At 71.6% G+C, this 18,008-nt stretch carries 12 protein-coding genes and 2 pseudogenes; 7 read left to right on the top strand and 7 right to left on the bottom strand.

Features of this window, described 5'->3' with window-relative positions:
- Positions 1-50: 50 nt before the first annotated feature.
- Positions 51-632 carry a 2'-5' RNA ligase family protein gene (locus OG711_RS15805; protein WP_073783971.1) on the top strand — a complete coding sequence of 194 codons (582 nt, stop codon included), beginning with the start codon at positions 51-53 and terminating at the stop codon, positions 630-632.
- Positions 633-714: 82 nt separating this feature from the next.
- Here the strand turns inward: OG711_RS15805 and OG711_RS15800 are convergent, their stop codons facing one another.
- The gene (locus tag OG711_RS15800; protein ID WP_329559532.1) at positions 715-1,470 is read right to left on the bottom strand and encodes an SDR family NAD(P)-dependent oxidoreductase; all 756 of its coding nucleotides are present in this window, start codon (positions 1,468-1,470) and stop codon (positions 715-717) included.
- A 920-nt stretch (positions 1,471-2,390) separates the two neighbouring features.
- On the opposite strand from OG711_RS15800, the pseudogene OG711_RS15795 reads away from it, so the two are divergent.
- Together OG711_RS15795 and OG711_RS15790 are read left to right on the top strand one after the other, a co-directional pair.
- A pseudogene (locus tag OG711_RS15795) lies at positions 2,391-2,879 on the top strand (phosphatase PAP2 family protein); the annotation flags it as partial.
- 824 nt (positions 2,880-3,703) lie between these two features.
- Positions 3,704-4,687, top strand: coding sequence for a YihY/virulence factor BrkB family protein (locus tag OG711_RS15790; RefSeq protein ID WP_266508711.1), 984 nt, complete (start codon positions 3,704-3,706; stop codon positions 4,685-4,687).
- Between the two features lie 101 nt (positions 4,688-4,788).
- Here OG711_RS15790 and OG711_RS15785 read toward each other — a convergent pair whose 3' ends face one another.
- Positions 4,789-6,342, bottom strand: coding sequence for a D-alanyl-D-alanine carboxypeptidase (locus tag OG711_RS15785; RefSeq protein WP_266508710.1), 1,554 nt, complete (start codon positions 6,340-6,342; stop codon positions 4,789-4,791).
- Between OG711_RS15785 and OG711_RS15780 the strand changes: the two genes are divergently transcribed.
- The 3 genes from OG711_RS15780 to OG711_RS15770 all read left to right on the top strand — a co-directional run bounded on the left by OG711_RS15780 (position 6,281) and on the right by OG711_RS15770 (position 9,604).
- On the top strand, positions 6,281-6,523 hold the full coding sequence (locus OG711_RS15780) for an SCO4848 family membrane protein (RefSeq protein ID WP_073783979.1): 243 nt from the start codon (positions 6,281-6,283) through the stop codon (positions 6,521-6,523). The two genes, OG711_RS15785 and OG711_RS15780, sit on opposite strands and share 62 nt — an antisense overlap.
- Positions 6,524-7,290: 767 nt before the next feature.
- Positions 7,291-8,571: a metallophosphoesterase gene (locus OG711_RS15775; protein WP_405674877.1), complete on the top strand. Its 1,281-nt coding sequence runs from the start codon at positions 7,291-7,293 to the stop codon at positions 8,569-8,571.
- A 598-nt stretch (positions 8,572-9,169) separates the two neighbouring features.
- Positions 9,170-9,604 (top strand): ATP-binding protein, encoded by a 435-nt coding sequence (locus OG711_RS15770; RefSeq protein WP_073783981.1) that lies wholly within the window; start codon positions 9,170-9,172, stop codon positions 9,602-9,604.
- Between the two features lie 65 nt (positions 9,605-9,669).
- Here the strand turns inward: OG711_RS15770 and OG711_RS15765 are convergent, their stop codons facing one another.
- Together OG711_RS15765 and OG711_RS15760 are read right to left on the bottom strand one after the other, a co-directional pair.
- Positions 9,670-11,208, bottom strand: a complete 1,539-nt coding sequence (locus OG711_RS15765; RefSeq protein ID WP_329559531.1) for a sensor histidine kinase — start codon at positions 11,206-11,208, stop codon at positions 9,670-9,672.
- 5 nt (positions 11,209-11,213) lie between these two features.
- On the bottom strand, positions 11,214-11,879 hold the full coding sequence (locus OG711_RS15760; protein ID WP_329563823.1) for a response regulator transcription factor: 666 nt from the start codon (positions 11,877-11,879) through the stop codon (positions 11,214-11,216).
- Between the two features lie 688 nt (positions 11,880-12,567).
- On the opposite strand from OG711_RS15760, the gene OG711_RS15755 reads away from it, so the two are divergent.
- Positions 12,568-15,018, top strand: coding sequence for an MMPL family transporter (locus OG711_RS15755; RefSeq protein WP_329563821.1), 2,451 nt, complete (start codon positions 12,568-12,570; stop codon positions 15,016-15,018).
- Between the two features lie 365 nt (positions 15,019-15,383).
- Here the strand turns inward: OG711_RS15755 and OG711_RS15750 are convergent, their stop codons facing one another.
- From OG711_RS15750 to OG711_RS15740, 3 genes and pseudogenes are all read right to left on the bottom strand, one after another.
- Positions 15,384-16,073: a TetR family transcriptional regulator gene (locus OG711_RS15750; RefSeq protein WP_079184408.1), complete on the bottom strand. Its 690-nt coding sequence runs from the start codon at positions 16,071-16,073 to the stop codon at positions 15,384-15,386.
- Positions 16,074-16,528: 455 nt separating this feature from the next.
- A pseudogene (locus OG711_RS15745) lies at positions 16,529-17,008 on the bottom strand (thiol-disulfide oxidoreductase DCC family protein); the annotation flags it as partial.
- 341 nt (positions 17,009-17,349) lie between these two features.
- Positions 17,350-17,790 carry a hypothetical protein gene (locus OG711_RS15740; RefSeq protein ID WP_241561978.1) on the bottom strand — a complete coding sequence of 147 codons (441 nt, stop codon included), beginning with the start codon at positions 17,788-17,790 and terminating at the stop codon, positions 17,350-17,352.
- Positions 17,791-18,008: the final 218 nt, after the last annotated feature.

The following is an 18,008-nucleotide window of genomic DNA, read 5'->3' as shown; positions in this document are numbered from 1 at the left end:
GGATCGCATCAGTGACCAGCCATGCCCATCCACGACGACGGGAGACTGACGTGGGGACCGTAACGATCGGTGTGTCGATCGCGGTCCCGGAGCCACATGGCAGCCTGCTCCAGGAGCGGCGCGCGGGCTTCGGTGACCCCGCGGCGCACGGCATTCCCACCCACGTCACCTTGCTCCCGCCGACCGAGGTCGATGCCGCGGCGCTGGCCTCGATCGAGGTGCATCTCAGGGAGGTGGCATGCGCCGCGCGCCCCTTCCCGATGAGGCTCTCCGGGACGGGTACCTTCCGGCCGCTGTCACCCGTCGTCTTCGTGCAGATCGTCGAGGGTGCCGCTGCTTGCGCCTGGCTCCAGAAGCGGGTGCGTGACTCGTCCGGGCCCCTCGCGCGTGAGCTCCAGTTCCCGTACCACCCGCATGTCACCATCGCGCACGGCATCGACGAGGCGGCCATGGACCGGGCGTACGAGGAGCTGGCCTCCTACGAGGCCGAGTGGCCCGTCACCGACTTCTCCCTGTACGAGCAGGGCGCAGACCAGGTGTGGCGCAAGATCCGGGACTTCGCGTTCGGCGGTCCCACCGTGCCGCAGCAGGTCACGGCCCCCGCCGAACGCGGAACGCTCCCGGCTCGCTGACAGCCGACCCGCGCGCGGGTCGGCATTGTTCACGACTGCTGGTCGCGGACCTGGGCAGCGGTCCCTTGCGGGGTTCGGTGGATCACCAGGGGAGACGGCGGAAGACCGCGCGCGGAGTGTGCCGCAGCGCCGACATCACCACCCGCAGTGCGCCGGGTACCCACACCGACTCCGAACGCCGCCGCAGCCCGGCCTCGATCGCTGTCGCCACTGCTTCCGGCGTCGTGGACAAGGTGATCCTCTGCGGAGCGACGCCCTTCTGCGTCCGCACGAATCCAGGACGCACGACCATGACGTGCACACCGGTGCCGTGCAGCGCGTCGCCGAGGCCCTGTGCGAAGGTGTCCAGACCGGCTTTGCTGGAGCCGTAGATGAAGTCACTTCTACGGGCCCGTTCGCCCGCGACGGAGGACAGGACGGCCAGGGTGCCGTGGCCCTGATTCTGGAGTGCCTGGGCGCATACGAGCCCCGCTGACACCGCGCCGATGTAGTTCGTCCGGGCGACGTTGACCGCGGCCACCGGGTCGCTCTCGTCGCGTGCCTGGTCCCCGGGCACACCGAACGCCATCAGCACCATGTCGATGCTGCCCTCGGCGAAGACCTTGCCGAGGGCAGCTTCGTGCGTTCCGGGTTCGAGCGCGTCGAACGTCACCGTGCGCACGTCCGGCCCCAGCGCGCGCAGCTGGTCGGCGGCGGACTCCAACCCGGGTGACGGGCGCCCCGCCAGCCATACGGTCCGGGTGCTGCGGGCCACCAGTCGGCGCGCTGTGGCGAGCGCGATCTCGGAAGTACCACCGAGGACGAGCAGGGAATTGGGAAGGCCGAAGGCGTCCTTCATGGGAACCACACTCCGATGCGGGGGGCAGAGGCTGAACGGGAGCCGGGCGGGCGAGCGGAAGTCGGGCGGCGGAGGCCGGACGGGGGAGGGGGAGGGGAAGCGGAGGCCGGACGGTGGGAGGGGAGCGGAACGGGCCGGTCGGGGCACGGGAGATCGGGACGTCGGTCCGGGAGCGGAGCGGGGCCTCGGGGTCCGGCCGGCGGTGGGGCGGGTCGGGTCGGGTCGGGTCGGCCGGGTCGGATTGGCCCGGTCCGGGCCGACTCGGCTCGGCGAAGAAAGCAGGGCCTGGGCGGGAACCGATCCAGGGCGGTCGGTGTACCAGAAGTGAAGGTCGGGACGCCGTCGACTGCGGGGCAAGGAGATCGAAATGGCTGGTTGTAGGGGGAGTTGGCTGTGGGTGGGCGGTCGGTGGACCGATCGGCGTCGCGCCGGCGGCGACGGCCGGTCCACCGGGGTGCCCAGCCGCCCCGGGGCTCGGGGTGAACGGACGATCGCGCACAGCGGAGCGGCAATTCGACGGTCAGGCGAGCTCGGGTACGCGGGTGCGGGTGCGCGGTTCTCCATAAGAGGGGACCGGCTGGCCAGGGTTGGCGCCGGGGCGACGACCGGTCGCGCGGACGGCTGTCAGACGGTGGCGCCCGCGAGCAGATGGCACGCGAGCAGAAGGCGCGCGGGTATGGGCAGGCGGCGCCGGTTCCGGGGGTGTCCTGATGAGTGGCGCGGACGTGCCGTCATGGGCGGTTCCGGCCGGACATGAGTCGACGGGCATGAGGGCGACCGTATCGGTATCGATTGGACGTATTGCGCAAATTTTGAGGGATGATCACTGAAATGGGGGATTGGGGGAGTGTCATCCAATCAGGTTGCTTCGTTTGGATGTTGCGTAGGGGCGACAGATACGGATCGAAGCTGGGGGACCTGTGCACGAGTTGGATCAGCGCTTGCTGACGGCGCTGCGTGATTGCGGACAGTTTCCAAGGGTGTTGGCGACCGCGCGGTTGCTCTCGTGGAGTGGAGAACACGGTGCGATGTGGCTCGCCGCCGGATTGGTGGGCGCCGCTGTGGACGAGGAGCGGAAGACCGCGTGGTTGCGAGGGACGGCGGTGACGTTCGGAGCGCATGCGGTGAGCATGGGGATCAAGCTCGTGGTGCGTAGGCCACGGCCGGGTGAGGCGGCACCGTTGGTGTGGACGTCGGGGCGGCACTCCTTCCCCAGTTCGCACGCCACGGCTGCGGCTGCGGCAGCGGTGGCTTTCGGGGCATTGTCACCTACCGGGGCGCTCGTCCTGCCACCCTTGGCGGCGGCGATGTGCGTGTCGCGCATGGTGGTGGGGGTCCACTATCCGACGGATGTGGTGGCCGGCGCTGCTCTGGGGGCGATCACGGCGAAGTTGGGGGCGCCGTGGATGTTCAGGGCCTTGGCGGCGGCCGGGCCTGTTTCGACGGCGTTCACGGCAGGGCGGATCTCGGCCGCGCTGGCGGCTGTTTCGAATGGCCGAGCGGCGGCTGTTTCGCAGGCCGGGGCGACGGTCGCCGAGCGGGCGGGGCGATTGGTGTCACGAGTCCAGGAAGCCGCACGGACCTCGACGGTGATGACCACTCCTGCGGCCGCTGGGGACCGATGGCAGGGCCCCGGGCCTTCCGTCGGCGTGGGGACGGGGCTGTGGGAGGGCCGCGACGCGACGGGGGACGAGGCGAGGACTTGGTTGCCGACTCCCCGGCCGGTCGCGCGAGTCGTCCCCCGGCATGCCGGGCGGCATGCTCCCCGGTCCGGTGCGCGGCATGTTCCTCGGCCTGTGCTGCCGCTCGTCCCCCGGCCGGTCGTGGGGCCCGTGCTGAGGCCCGTGCTCGGAATGCTGCTCGGTCAGATGGGCGGCTCGGTGCTCGGTCCTGGTGGGACGGCGGGGTCGGGGACCGGGAGCGGTCCCGTTGCTGAGCGATGGGCCGGCGGTGTGTCCGGGGTGCCGCGATCCGGCAGCGGCACGGCGGAGCGGCTGTGAGGTAGGGCGCCGGAGCCCCGGTGCTTATGGGTGAGTGCCGGGCGGCTGTCAGTGGAGCCGCCCGGCCGTGGGAGAAGTGGGTGGACAGCAGGTGGGGTGCCGGGATCGTGGGGTATGCGGACCTGTGTGTCCCGGACAGTGGCGGAGAGCGGTACGGGTGACGTGATGGGGCTACGGGAGCAGCGGCGGCCCGTGGACGGGCGTCGGACGACGGCAGGAGGAGGTGGCAGGTCATGGACTGGCTGAAGAAGATCCCCGGGATCGGTCCGTATATCGGGCGGCTGATGGACACACACGGTTGGCGCGCCTACGAGCGGCTTGAGGACGTGAAGTGGACGCAGCTCGCGGCGGCGATGACGTTCCTGAGCTTCCTCGCGCTGTTCCCGTTGATCACGGTGGCGGCGGCAGTGGCAGCGGCGACCCTGGACACCCAGGGACAGAAGAAGCTGGAGGAGAAGCTCTCCGAGCAGGTGCCCGGTATCTCCGATCAGCTCGACATCAGCAGCCTGGTGGCCAACGCGGGCACCGTCGGACTGGTCGCGGGCGCGCTGCTGCTGTTCACGGGCATCGGGTGGGTCGGGTCGATGCGGGACTGCCTGCGGGCGGTGTGGAAGTTGCCCGACATCGAGGAGAACCCGGTTCTGCGCAAGGTCAAGGACGCGGTAGTGCTGGGCGGACTCGGTGGGGCGGGGCTGGTGTCCCTAGCCGCGTCGGCGCTCGCGTCGTCGGCGGTCGGCTGGGGGGCCCGGCTGCTCGGAGTGGACGACACGGGTTCGAGCGGGGCGCTGTTGCAGGTCATCGCGTTCACGGTGGCCGTGCTGGCGGACTTCCTGGTCCTGCTGTACGTACTGACCCTGTTGCCGGGAGTGCAGCCCGCGAGGCGGGACCTGGTGATCGCGGGGTTGATGGGAGCGGCTGGGTTCGAGCTGCTGAAGCTGCTGATCGGCAGCTACATCAGGGACATCGCGGGGCGCAGTATGTACGGCGCCTTCGGGGTTCCGGTGGCGCTGATGTTGTGGATCAACTTCACGGCGAAGCTGCTGTTGTACTGCGCCTCATGGACCGCTACCCGACGCCAGTCGACACCGTCCGAGGCGGAGAGACCCGGGGTCGGCAAGGGGCCCGACGACGGAGAGCCTGACGGGGCGGAGCCCACCGGGCACGGGAACGGCGGGGCGGCGGGTGCCGGGAGGGACGCACGGCCGAGCGGTGCCTAGGAGAGCGCCCCACCTACGGCTGGGAGCGGCGGCGGGCCCATGTGAGGCCGGACGCCACCACACCGCGGCATGGGGGCTGTCAGGCCCGAGTCAGGGCGGATTCAGGGGCGGCGGGCCTGGGTGGGCCAGCGGCGGTTGATCACGAAGACGCCGGCCGCCAGGACGATCAGCGCGCCGCCCATGACGCCGAGGGCGATGCCCATCCCTCCGGAGGACTCCTGCGAGGAGGCCTTCGTGGTGGTGGAGTCCTTGCCCGAGGTGTCGGCGGCGCCGCCCGCCTGGGCCTGTGAACCTGAGCCCTCGCTCTCGCCGCCCCCGGTGTCCGCGCTCTTCGGGGGCACCAGCTCGCCCACCGGGGTGACCTTGCCGGCGGACTGGAAACCCCAGTCGAGGAGACGGGCGGTCTCCTTGTAGACGGCGTCGCGTTCCTTGCCGGAAGGGTTCATGACCGTGACGAGAAGGACCCGGCCGCCCCGTTCCGCGACACCGGTGAAGGTGGCTCCCGCGTTGGTCGTGTTGCCGTTCTTGACCCCGGCGATGCCCTTGTACGGGCTGAGGCCGTAGGAACCGCTGAGGAGGCGATTGGTGTTCTGGATCTCGAAGGACGGCCGCTTCTTGCCCTTCTTCGCCTCCGCGGGGAACTGGGCTCGCAGGGTCGCGGAGTACTCCCGGAAGTCCTTCTTCTGGAGCCCCGACCGGGCGATCAGGGTCAGGTCGTACGCGGAGGAGACCTGCTCTGCCTCGTCGTACCCGTCGGGGGAGACGACCTTGGTGTCGAGTGCCTGGAGTTCTTCAGCGTGCTTCTGCATATCGGCGACGGTCTGCGGGATGCCGCCGTTCATCGCGGAGAGGACACGCACGGCGTCGTTGCCGGAGCGGAGGAAGACGCCGAGCCACAGATCGTGGACCGAGTACGTCTGCTCCTCCTTGATGCCGACCAGGCTGGAGCCGGCCCCGAGACCGGCGAGGTCGGAAGGCGCGACCTTGTGGTTCTGCGTCTTCGGGAACTTGGGCAGGACGGTGTCCGCGAACAGCATCTTCAGAGTGCTGGCGGGCGGCAGCCGCCAGTGGGCGTTGTGTGCGGCGAGGACCGCGCCGGATTCGGCGTCGGCGACGATCCAGGACCGGCCGGTCAGATCCTTCGGCAGGACAGGGGCGCCCGTCCCGAGATCGACCTGGGTGCCGGGCTTGCCGAGCCGTACCCCGCCCACCGAGGACATCATGCTCGGTGGCTTGATCGTCTCCTTCTTGTCCTTGGGCTTCTCGTCCGCGTAGGCGACGGGGGCCAGGGCGGACCAGGACAAGGCGGAGGCGACCAGCAACGCGGTCACCCTCTTCGTGGGGGCGAGGATGGCAGACACGGTCGAGAAGGTACCGGCACTTCCTGGGAGCGCTTCGCGCGAGGTGCTCCCTGCCCGCTGCGGTACCGGGGTCGCTGTCCGGAAGTGGCCGTGAAGATGGCGGGAAGACCCTGCTCGGGTGGCAGCGGCGGGGCTGTGAGGAGGGAGTGGGCCGGGGCGGTCGGTCCGGTCGGCCACGGACCCGGCGCCACCCTGTGAGCGGGCACGCCGGAGCGGTCGCGATACTGAGGTCATGAAGCTCAGCCGCCCCGTCTCCTGGTTCCTGCTCGCCTTCGGGGTGTGGAGCTGGGTCATCTGGATCACTTTCGCCAAGAATCTGTGGAAGGACGGCAGCGGCCTCGCCTTCGACGACGCGGGCGACCCGACCGGATACTTCTGGGTTCACCTGCTGCTCGCCGTTGTGTCCTTTGTTCTGGGGACGGTGGTGGGGGCCATCGGGTTGCGTGGGGTGCGTGCACTGCGGGCCGGTTCATAGATTCGGAGGTTCGGGCGCCGGTCGCTCGCGCGCGGGAGGGTAATCCGCGTCACAGCACCCGTCCGGGGTCTCTTCCGGGTCCAGGGAACTCAGGGACCGGGAGCGGTAGTTACACAGAGTGAGTCAGCACAGGAAAAATGGGGGGTCCGATGCTGGTCGTGCTTCTGATCGGCCTGACCGTCTTCACGGTGATCACCGGTCTCCAGTGGTACGTGTGGCGGCGCATGGTGCGTGACACCACGGTCAAGGGCACGGTGGCCCGTCGTCTGGGCTCGGCGGTGTTCGTGGCCGGCCCGCTGTTGATGCTCGGCGCGCTGGCGAGCGGGCGGCTCGGGGCGCCCTTCTGGTTGCAGCAGACACTCGCCTGGCCGGGCTACTTCTGGGTGGCTCTGATGCTGTACCTGATGCTCGCGCTGCTTGTGGGCGAGGGGGTCCGGCCGCTGTTGAGACGTTTCCTCGATCGCCGGGACGCCGGGCGAGCCAGCGGTCGTGGACCGCGGACAGCGCAGGGTGCGGGGACGGGCCGGGGGGCCGGATCTGGGGTCGTTGAACCCGGGGACATCGGTTCTGGCCCTGCCGGTCCTGGCACTGCCGGTCCCGAAGGTGACGCGCCCGGAGGTATTGGTCCTGGGGGCGCCGGGGCGCAGACCTTGGTGGGGACCGCTGTGGGGGTTCCTACTGGGGCTGAGCCCGCTGGGGCGGATGCGGGTGTGGGCGCGGATACGGGTGCCTCGGGTGCGCTGAGCGGGGTCGGTGCGGGTTCGGCCGTGGTGGCCGAGGCCAGGACCGGAGCGGGTGCCTCCGCCGGTACGGGGTCCCTGCGTACGGCGGAGGCCGTGACCTCTTCGGACGGGAATCTCTCCGTCGCTCACCCCGATACGGCCGGCGTCACTCTCGTCGGCCACGCCCCGTCCACCGGCCACGCCCCGTCCACCGGCCACGCCTCGGCTACTGGACCTGCCTCGGTCGCCGGTTCTGCCTCGGGTACAGAGCCCACCGAGCTCACCGGATCCGCTGATGGCACCGGACATGTCGGCCGCGACGGGCCGACCGGGTCAGTCGGGTCGGCCGGGCCGACCGGGTCCACCGAGCTGATCGAGGGTTCTGACCGCGCCGAGACTGTTGGCCGGAGCCGGGCCGCCGAGGGGGTCCAGCCGGTGGAGGTGACCCAGCTCGTCGGGGCAGACCGGGCCGCTGGGGTCGGCGGGACCGCGACGGCGGGGCCGTCGCGGCGGTTGTTCGTCTCGCGGCTGGTCGCGGGTACCGCGCTCGCCGCGGCGACGGCCACCGTGGGTGCGGGCGCGTACGGGGTGCTCAACGGGCCCAAGGTGAAGCGGGTGACCGTGCCGCTCGCCAAGCTGCCGCGGTCCGCGCACGGCTTCCGGATAGCCGTGGTCAGCGACATCCACCTCGGTCCGATCCTGGGCCGTTCCTTCGCCGAGCGGGTGGTGCGGACGATCAACTCCACGCAGCCCGATCTCATCGCCATTGTCGGGGACCTGGTCGACGGGGATGTGGCGGACCTGGGGCCGGCCGCCGAGCCGCTGGCGCGGTTGCGGGCCAGACATGGGACGTACTTCGTCACGGGAAACCATGAGTACTTCTCGGGTGCGGAGCAGTGGGTGGACGAGGTCCGGGACCTGGGCCTTCACCCGATGGAGAACGTCCGTACGGAGCTGCCCGGGTTCGATCTCGCAGGGGTCAACGACCTGGCGGGGGAGGGCGAGGGGGACGGGCCCGACTTCGAGCGGGCTCTCGGGGGCCGCGACACCGCACGGGCCTCGGTCCTGCTCGCGCATCAGCCGATCGTGATCCATGACGCCGTACGTCACGGGGTGGACCTCCAGCTCTCCGGGCATACGCACGGCGGACAGCTGTGGCCGGTGAGCTATCTCGCCGGACTCCAGAATCCGACCCTGGCGGGGCTGGAGCGTTACGGGGACACCCAGCTCTATGTCACTCGGGGTGCCGGGGCCTGGGGGCCGCCCGTGCGGGTCGGGGCGGAGTCGGACATCACCGTGGTGGAACTCGCTTCGAAACAGGCGTGAGTTCGGCCCCCTCGTGGCCCTTACGACTTCACGGTCCGCGGTGGAGCGTGTGAGCCGGTGGGCCGGCGGGGTTGGCGGGTCTGCGGTGCGGTGCGGTGATGGCGTGTGTCCGTGGACGCGGTGGTGCGACCGGCGGGTTCAGGCCACGGATTGGTTCATGGGGCGCGGCCGGGTGTTGGAGGTCCTGCGGTCGGTGGGGTCGGTCGGGGTCGGCGACGTGGGTCCGGGCTCGTACCAGCTGTGCGAGGAAGGTGTGGCGACAGGCAAGCTGAGCAGCGTGGGGTGCCGGTGGGCCGGGACCGTACGGGCGGCGTGACACGGGGTTGCGCGGGGTTCGCGTATCTGTCCGAGTGGCCTGTGGCCGCGTTGGTGGTCGGCTGGTGTGATTGCCGGGGGTTGAGGTGTGCTCTGTCCCTGTTCGCCCGGTCCGGGTCGGGGCGGGCCTGCTTCAGGCAGGGGGTCGCGCGGTCGGACGTGGCCGAATCTCCATGGGTTCGCGACACTTCCGGGACACCGTACGGCCGTCGGAGCCTGCATCATGTGTCGCACCCGTGTGCGTCGTGTGGGTGCTGTGTTTCGAGCGGTGGAGGAGGGGACGGTGTCGCGTCGCAATGTCTTCCGCCTCCCGCGTCATCCCGCGTCCGTGGCCCTCGCCCGGCGGCGCGTGCATGACCATCTGATCGCGTGGGGACGTACCGAGGGTGACGGTTCGCTGGACGACACGGTGTTGCTGATCTCGGAGCTCGCCACCAACTCGGTTCGATACGGACCTGGTTCTGAGGGGGAGTTCGAGGTCGCCGTCACGGTTCTCGCGGACGGCGCGTGCTTCATCGAGGTCACCGATGCGAGTGGGCAGAGTCCTCGAATACGGGGGGCGGGCACCTGGTACGAGGAGGGTGGGCGCGGGCTGCGGCTGGTGGAGACGCTTACCGAGGCGTGGGGCGTCTGGCATCGGGGATGCGGTGGCACGACGGTGTGGGCCCTGGTGCCCGTGACGCCCACACCTCTGCCAGGGGGCACCCCCGCCCCGTGACACGCCCCCTCCGTGACACCCCAGCCTCGTGACACCCCAGCCTCGGGCCGCGCTGATGTACCCCCCTACCGGGCCGCGCCTTGCACCGGGAGGGACACCAGTACCGTGAGGCCGCCGTTCGGGCGGGGCTGTACCGTCACGTGGCCTCCGTGTGCCTCGACGACCCCGCGGACGATGGCCATTCCCAGGCCGCTGCCCGCGCCTCCGCCCGTGCCTCCGCCCAGGCCGCTGCCCGCGCCTCCGCCCGTGCCACTGCCACTGCCACCGCCCGCGCCACCGCCCGCGCGGAAGAAGCGGTCGAACACCCGGGACACGTCCTCCTCGGCCAGCCCCGGGCCACGGTCCGCCACCGAGAGCCGGACCACGGAGTCCACCCGTTCCACCGTCAGCGTGACCGCCGTGGAGGCGGGCGTGTGCACGCGGACGTTCCCGACCAGGTTCCCCAGCACCTGACGCAACCCGGACTCGTCCGCGTACACCAGCAGCACCCCGTCGGCCGCTACCGTCACGGGCCGCTCGGGTTGCTGCACCCGGAGGTCCGCCGCGGCCTCGCGGGCCAGGGCGCACAGGTCGACGTTGCGCAGCCGTAGCTCGGGCCGCTGGTCCAGGCGGGCGAGGGTGAGCAGTTCGTCCACCAGGTGGTGCATCCGGTCCACCTCGGAGTTGATCCTGGTCCAGGCCCGGGCGCGTTCACCGGGGGCGATCAGCATCCCCTTCTCGTAGAGCTGGAGATAGCCGCGGATCGCGGACAGCGGGGTGCGCAGCTCGTGCGAGGCGTCCGCGACGAACCGTCGCAGCTGCTCCGCGCTGCGCTCCCGGGTCAGATACGCGGTCTCGACCTGCTGGAGCATGGAGTTGAGCGCGAGCCGCAGCTGTTCGACCTCCGTGGCCGGATGCTTGCTGGACGGGACCCGGCGGGTCAGATCGCCGTCGGCGATCGCGGACGCGGTCTCGACCATGTCCTCCAGCGGACGCAGCCGGTGGCGCGCGCCGATCATCGTGAGCACCGCGAGCAGACCCAGCAGCACCGCGCTGAGCCCGAGATCGGCCCGTAGGGCCTTGCGGATGTTGGCGTGCACGGCCTCGGTCGACGCGGCCAGCAGCACCGTCGTCCCGTCGTCGAGCATGGCGGCGACCGCGCGGTGCGGCTCGCCGTCCAGTGTCACGTCCTGGACCCGGGCTTCGCGGGCGAGGCCCGCGGCGTCGTCGACCGCGGCGGCGAGGGCGCGTTGGCGCCCGGTGGGCTCCAGGGCCGCCACCCGGATGGGTCCGCCGGTCGTGTCCAGTGCCACGAACAGGGAGTTCGAGTGGGGCAGCGCACCCGGCTGGTCGCCCTTCGGGGAGAGCTGGTCGAGGGCGATGCCCAGTTCGCTGAGGGTCTCGATCTGCTGGAGGGTGAGCCGGGAGTGCTGGAGGGCGGAGCGGGTGGCGTGCAGCTGGTCGTCGATGCTGTCGAGGAAGAAGTGCCGCATCCCCATCATGCTCACGGCGCTCGCGACGACGATCCCGAGGGCGAGCAGTCCGACGTTGAGCAGGGTCAGCTTGGCGCGCAGGGACCGTGCCCCGCGGTGCGGCCGGTGGCGCCGGTACGCGCGAGAGACCATGGCCGTCAGACGAGCCCGTAGCCGACCCCGCGCCGGGTCGTGATCAACGGCGGCCCCAGCGCGTTGAGTTTGCGGCGCAGATAGCTGATGTACGTCTCCACCACGGTCGACTCGGCCGCGTGCTCGTACTGCCACACATGACGCAGGAGCTGTTCCTTCGGGACGATCTGCCCGGCGTTGCGGACGAGGAAGCGCAGCAGCGCGTACTCGGTGGGGGTGAGCTGAGTGCTGCGGCCGGCGCGGCGGACGCTGTATGTCGTCTCGTCGAGCTCCAGGTCGCCGTGGCGCAGCGGCGGGCGGCGGGGGAGGACGTCGGCGGGGCGGGTGCGGCGCAGGACGGCGGTGATCCGGGCGACCACCTCGTCGATGTGGAACGGTTTGGTGATGTAGTCGTCGCCGACGCCGAGGGCACCGACGATCTCGGCGGGCGCGTCCCGGGCGGTGAGGAAGACGATCGCCGTCTCCGGTTGCGCGGTGCGCAGTTCCCGTCCGAGCTCGCGGCCGTCGCCGTCGGGGAGCATCACATCGAGGAGCACGGCGTCCGGGCGGACCCGCTCGACGAGGTACCGGGCCTGGCGGACGGTGGCCGCGGTGGACACCTCGAAGCCGTGGTAGCGCAGGGCGATGGACAGGACGTCGGCGATGCTCGGCTCGTCCTCGACGACGAGCACCCCGGCGCCCGGGAGCCCTGTCGGGTCGCCGCCTGTGGGCCCGGCGTTCCCTGGCGGGGCGTCGCTGTTGCCCCCGGGGTTCCCTGGCCGGGCGTCGCTCGTACCTCCGGGGCTCCCCGGCCGGGTGTCGCCTGTGCCTCCGGCGTTCCTTGGCGGGCCCTCGCTCGTGGCACCGGCCGCGGCGGAGCCGCCGGAACCGCCCGGGTCCCGTCCCTCCACCGCACCGGCGCCGCGCTGCTGACCGGGCTCGCTCATGCCCTCAGTATCGGTCCCGTGACCGTCCCGGTGACTGTTCAGAGCTTGGGAGTTCCCTGAGAAATAGGGGGAGTTGGCGGCGCGAATGGCACCGGACGGCACGGGGGACGACACCGGACGGCCGGGGACAGTCATGGCTGCCCGTCGTACCGGCGCCCACGCGAGCTGTCGTCCTGGCGCCGTCGCCCCCGAGCGGTGGAGAACCCTGGGAGTCCGTTGGGAAGCCTGGGAGTCCGCTGGGAAGCCTGTGAGCCGGTTGGGAACCCTGGGAGTCGGTTGGGAGTCCCGTCCGGGGCGTCCCGCGTGCCTCCTCACCGTCCGATGCTGGGTCCGACCCGGGGGCCCGAGTGCGGCGCGGCGGTGATCGGCGGCGACCTGGGCCGCCGGTGTCCGCCGTGCCGCGTGAACAGAAGGAGCGGACGACGTGGCGGCATTGGCGCGCTGGTGCTACCGGCACCGGCTGGTGGTCCTGGTGCTGTGGGTGGGGGTGCTGTTCGGCCTCGGTACGGCGGGTTCCTCCGCCGGAACCGACTATTCCAACGACTTCTCCCTGCCCGGTACCGACTCCGCGCAGGCGTACGACCTGTTGGAGAAGGCGTTCCCGGACAGTGCCGGGGACGCGGGCACGGTGGTGTGGCGGGTCGACGACGGCTCGGTGCGCGACGACGGCGTACGGTCGCGGATCGAACCCGCGCTGCGTGAGATCGCCGCGATGAAGGGCATCGGCGCGGTAGCCGGTCCGTACGGGGACGATCCCGCGGCCGTCGCGCGGATCAGCGACGACGGCCGGACGGCCTTCGCGGAGGTCAGCTTCACCGAGCAGGCGAACTCCGTGCCGACGGAACTCGCGCAGAACGTGGTGGACACCGCGCAGAACGTGGTGGACACGGCGCGGGGCGCGGGCGTCGACGGGCTGGAGGTCGAGGTCGGCGGCCAGGCCATCGCCCGTATCCAGCAGCCGCACGCCGGGACCTCGGAACTCGTCGGCATCGTGGCAGCCGCCGTCGTGCTGTTCCTCGCGTTCGGCTCGCTGTTCGCGATGCTGCTGCCCATCGTCGTCGCCGTGTTCGGTGTCGGTACGGGGATGCTCGGCACGATGCTGCTGAGCCACGGCACCCCGATCCCGGACCTGGCCCCGCTGCTGGGCTCGCTGATCGGGCTCGGGGTGGGTATCGACTACGCGCTGTTCATCGTGACCCGGCACCGGCGGGGTCTGCTGCGCGGCGACGCGACCGAGGAGTCGGCCGTCGCGGCGCTGGACACCTCGGGGCGGGCCGTCGTCTTCGCGGGCGCCACGGTCTGCATCGCGCTCGCGGGCATGCTCGTCACGAATCTGCGGTTCCTCGACGGGGTCGTCATCGCCGCGTCCCTGACGGTGGTCCTCAGCGTGCTCGCCGCGGTGACGCTGCTGCCCGCGCTGCTCGGGTTCATCGGCACACGCGTGCTCGGCCGCCGTCAGCGGCGCGCGCTCGCGGTGGACGGTCCGGAGCGGTCGGAGCCGAGCGGACTCGCCGCGCGCTGGTCGGTGCGGGTGGAGCGGCGGCCGAAGGCCATCGCGGCGGTCGCACTGGTGGTGATGGCCGCGCTGGCCGTACCGGTCCTGTCGATGCGGCTCGGCGCCACCGACCAGGGCAACCACCAGGAGGATCTGACCACCCGGCAGGCGTACGACATCCTGGCGGACGGTTTCGGGCCGGGCTTCAACGGTCCGCTGGTCGTTGTCGCGCAGGGCGCCGAACCGGCCGCGCTGGAACGGCTGGTGAGCGGTGTCCAGGCCGACGAAGGGGTGGCGCGGGCCGCTCTCGCGCCGCCCGCGAACGGGGTGTCCGTCGTCCGGATCGTCCCCACCACGTCACCGCAGTCCGTGGAGACCGACCGGCTGATCGACCGGCTGCGCGGGGATCTGCTGCCCGACGCGGGTGTGGAGGGCCATGTCGGCGGGGTCACGGCGGTGTTCAAGGACTTCGCCGCGCAGACGGCCGACCGGCTGCCGTACTTCGTCGGGACGATCATCGGCCTGGGCTTCGTCCTGCTGATGATCGCGTTCCGTTCGCTCGTCGTCCCGCTGACGGCGGCCCTGATGAACCTCGTCGCGGCGGCGGCCTCGTTCGGGGTGCTGGTCGCGATCTTCCAGTGGGGCTGGGGCACCGAGCTGATCGGGGTCGGCAAGGAGGGCCCGATCAGCGCGTTCCTGCCCGTCATCATGCTGTCGCTGCTGTTCGGGCTGTCGATGGACTACCAGGTGTTCCTGGTCAGCCGGATGCACGAGGAGTGGGTGCACACCGGGGACAACGCGCGAGCGGTCCGGGTGGGGCTCGCCGAGACCAGCCGCGTCATCAACTGCGCCGCGCTCATCATGATCTGCGTCTTCTCCGCGTTCGTGCTGAGCGGGGACATGGAGGGTGCGGTCGCGGGCGTGGGGCTCGCGGTGGCGGTCGCCGTGGACGCGTTCGTCCTGCGGACGGCGCTGGTCCCGGCCGTGATGCATCTGCTGGGCCGGGCCAACTGGTGGCTGCCCGCGTGGCTGGAACGGCGCCTTCCGCATCTGGCGGTCGAAGCGCCGGAGGCCCCCGTACGGGAGGCGGGGCGTGAGGCGGCCGGAGCGCTCGCGAAGGGCGGCGCGGTGCTCCACGGGTTCATCCGTACGACGGAGGGCGGACCCGTCGCGGGGGCGACGGTGACCCTCCGCTCGGTCGAGGGCGACCGGCTGGACCGGGTGACCTCGCCGGCGGACGGCTCGTACATCCTCGCGGCCCCGGCCCCCGGCCCGTATCTGCTGGTCACGGGCGCGGAGGGACTCGGGGAACGGACCCTGCGGGTCATGGTGCCCGCAGCCCCGATGGTCCACGACGTGGAACTGGCGGGGGAGGGGGTACGGGGGTGAGCCGCGCGGCCGGGTGAGGTGCGGGGGCGTGGGGGAGGTGGGCGGACTTGTGCGGGTGGTGCGGGTGGTGCGGCCGTCGGGGAGGCGGGCGGCGGCCCGTCCGGGTCGGTGCGGGGCCGTCGGGGAGGTGGGCGGTCGCCTGTCCGGGTCGGTGCGGGGCCGTGGGGGAGGTGTCGCGGCGGCCTGTCCGGGTCGGTGCGTGTGGCGATGCCCGCGCCTCCTGCCCGGACGGGCCCGCGCCATGGCGGGCCGCCGATCGTCCTACCCCTCGCGACTGCTGGGTCCCCCGAGCCTCGATCCCCCGAACCCGTTTCCCCGACTGCCCGACTGCCCGACTGCCCGAAGCTCCGACTCCCGTCTGCTGGCTATCGGCTGCCGGTCCCGTCCGCGGGCTCCGGCTCCCCGGGCTCGGGCCGCGTGTCGCGCTCGGCCTCGGGACGGAAGTCGGCGAACAGTTCGTACACCTCGCGGACCAGTGGGCGCAGTACCCGGAACCGGGCCAGCGACACGCCCCGGGCGGTGAGCCTGGCCCCGCGCCGGGCCAGCTTGCGGCTCCGCTCGTGCCCCTCGGAGCGGTCGAAGACCCAGTACAGGACCAGTCCCATCTGGGCGAGCCACAACATCTCGGGGACGATGTCGGCGAGGTCGTCCGGCACCTTCGCCTTCGATCCGGCGAGTACCTCCCGGTGCACGTCGATCGCCGCGTCCCGGGCGCCCTCGGACTCCGGTGAGAAGGGGCTGAGCGGGCTCTCGGGGTCGGCCGCGTTCTTGAAGAACTGCGCGGCGAACTCGTGGTATGGCTCCGAGATGTCCACCCAGGCGGTGAGCACCCCGGCCAGCCGGGCCTCGAAGTCCGTCTCCCTGTCGAGGATCGGGCGCACCGCTCTCGCGTGCTCGACGGAGATCCGGTCGTAGACCCCCTGGATCAGGTGTTCCTTGCCGTCGAAGTAGTAGTACGCGTTGCCGACGGAGACGCCCGCCTCCTTGGCGATGGCCCGCATCGTCGTCTTGTCGTAGCCGCGCTCCTGGAACAGCCGGAGCGCGGTCTCCAGGATGAGGGTGCGGGTCTGCTCGCTCTTCGCGGACTTCTCCGCACCCGCGCCCGCACTGGTACCTGTGCCCGCGCCCCCACCTGTACCTGTTGTACCTGTAGCCGGAGCACCCGGAGCACCCGGAGCACCCGGAGCCGCTGGGGTACCCGTCCCGGGACGCTCCCCGGCGGGTGCGGGTGCGGGTGCGGGTGCGGGTGCGGCGGACGGCTGCTGCGTCGGCTTCGGGGGATTCGTGGGCTTCGCCGGGGGATCGTTTCGTGCGGGCACGGTGTCAGAGCCTAGTCAGTCGCACAGGAACCGTCGGCACAGGAGGGACCCGGCCGGACCCCGCCCCCCTGCGCACCCGTGCCACCGGGGTCCCACGCGCCGGCCGAGGGCCCGTGCCGGACGTCGGCCGGGGAGCCACCCCGTGTGTCGGCCCTGGCCCGCGCCGGAGTGCTCCGCGGCGGCTGCCCCATGAACACCCACCCCTCGTCGGGCCGGTACTGCCAGCCGTCGGTGGTCCGGTAGGGGGCCTGGCCCCTGGCGAGGGGGTCCCGCCCCCCGACGGGACCCGCTCCCCTCCTTCCGCCGGAAGCGCTCCCCGCGTTGCGCTTGCGCTGGGCGAACAGGGCCTCCCGGTACTTCGAGGCCGCGACCACCGCGCCCTTGGCGAGCTTGGCGCCCTGCGGGGTGCTGAGCCGGTGGGCCATCGGCCGGTACTCGGCGAGGGCCCAGAGGCAGACCACCCAGGCGTTGGCGCCCCGGTAGACCTGGCCACCGTCCGCGACGACGGTGATGTCGACCAGGGTCGACGCGTGGTTCAGCCGGGGGAACCTCCGCCGCGCCTCCGGCGACCCGGCCGGTACGAAGTCCAGCCGGACCAGCTGCGGCTGGCGCGCCAGCCAGTCACGCAGGAACCCGCAGAGCGGGCACCCGGCGTCGTAGAGGACGGTCAGCCCCCGGACGGCGGGTGGCCGCTGGTACCCGCCGGGCGCGGGTGCGCTCGGCGGCGCGTCCGGCGGGGGTGAGGCCGGCGGTGCGTCCGGCTGGGGTGGGGCCGGCGGTGCGGGCCTTTGCGGTACGCCTGCCCGGCGGGGCGTGTGCGGTACGCCTGTCTGTGCGAGCGGCGTTCCGGGCGTGAGCGGTACGTCTGCCCGTCCGGGTGCGTGCGGTGAGTCCGACGTTCCTGGCGCGTGCGGTGAGTCGGGCGGTCCGGGTGTGCGCGGTGCATCTGCCCGTCCGGGCGTGTGCGGCGTACGCGGGTCGGTGGGCGGTCGCGCGTCCGTGGACACGGCCGTCACGCCTTGGCGGTGGGCGGGGCCCACGGACCCTGGTTCCCGGTGTACTCCTGCGGAGGCACCGGCGGAAGCTGCTCCCGCTCCATGATGCCCCGCCGCCGGATCTTGTTCAGCACCCACACATTGCCGAGGTGCAGCACCCCGAGGACCAGCAGGACGACGCCGAGTTTCGTCGAGAGCGCCTCGAACACCTCCCGGGCCTCGGTGATCCGCTCCTCCTGCGTCAGATACAGCGCGACGAAACCGAGGTTGATCAGATAGAACCCGACCACCAGCAGATGGTTGACGGCGTCCGCGAGCCTCTCGTTGCCCCGCAGCACGTCGGACAGGAAGATCCGCCCGTTCCGGCTCAGGGTGCGCGCGACCCACACCGTCAGTCCGATGCTGACGACGATGTAGACGAGATACGCGATCCACGTGAGGTCTTGTCCCTGTTCCACGGTCCCCACCCCTTCAAGGCCATGCCCATGCCAGGCCATGGCGCATCTTGAACACGTTCAAAAACGCTGACAGTGGAGACTGTAGACCCGTTTTTGAACACGTTCAAGTGAGCTGTGCGGGGGGTCTGGGGAGCGCCAAGTGCCCGGCGTGCCCGGCGTGCCCGGCGTGCCCTGGGAGTCCGGGGAGTCCGGAGAGCCCGGGGAGTCCGGGGAGCGCG

This window comes from Streptomyces uncialis, assembly GCF_036250755.1.
In the GTDB taxonomy this organism is placed as follows: Bacteria; Actinomycetota; Actinomycetes; order Streptomycetales; family Streptomycetaceae; genus Streptomyces; species Streptomyces uncialis.
The sequence above is the reverse complement of the archived record's forward strand: the minus strand, read 5'-3'. Positions and strand labels throughout refer to the sequence as shown.

Coding starts and splice junctions, on each gene's coding strand:
- OG711_RS15800 (WP_329559532.1), bottom strand. CDS start 1,470: ATGAAGGACGCCTTCGGCCTTCCCAATTCCCTGCTCGTCCTCGGTGGT.
- OG711_RS15790 (WP_266508711.1), top strand. CDS start 3,704: ATGGACTGGCTGAAGAAGATCCCCGGGATCGGTCCGTATATCGGGCGG.
- OG711_RS15780 (WP_073783979.1), top strand. CDS start 6,281: ATGAAGCTCAGCCGCCCCGTCTCCTGGTTCCTGCTCGCCTTCGGGGTG.
- OG711_RS15785 (WP_266508710.1), bottom strand. CDS start 6,342: ATGACCCAGCTCCACACCCCGAAGGCGAGCAGGAACCAGGAGACGGGG.
- OG711_RS15765 (WP_329559531.1), bottom strand. CDS start 11,208: ATGGTCTCTCGCGCGTACCGGCGCCACCGGCCGCACCGCGGGGCACGG.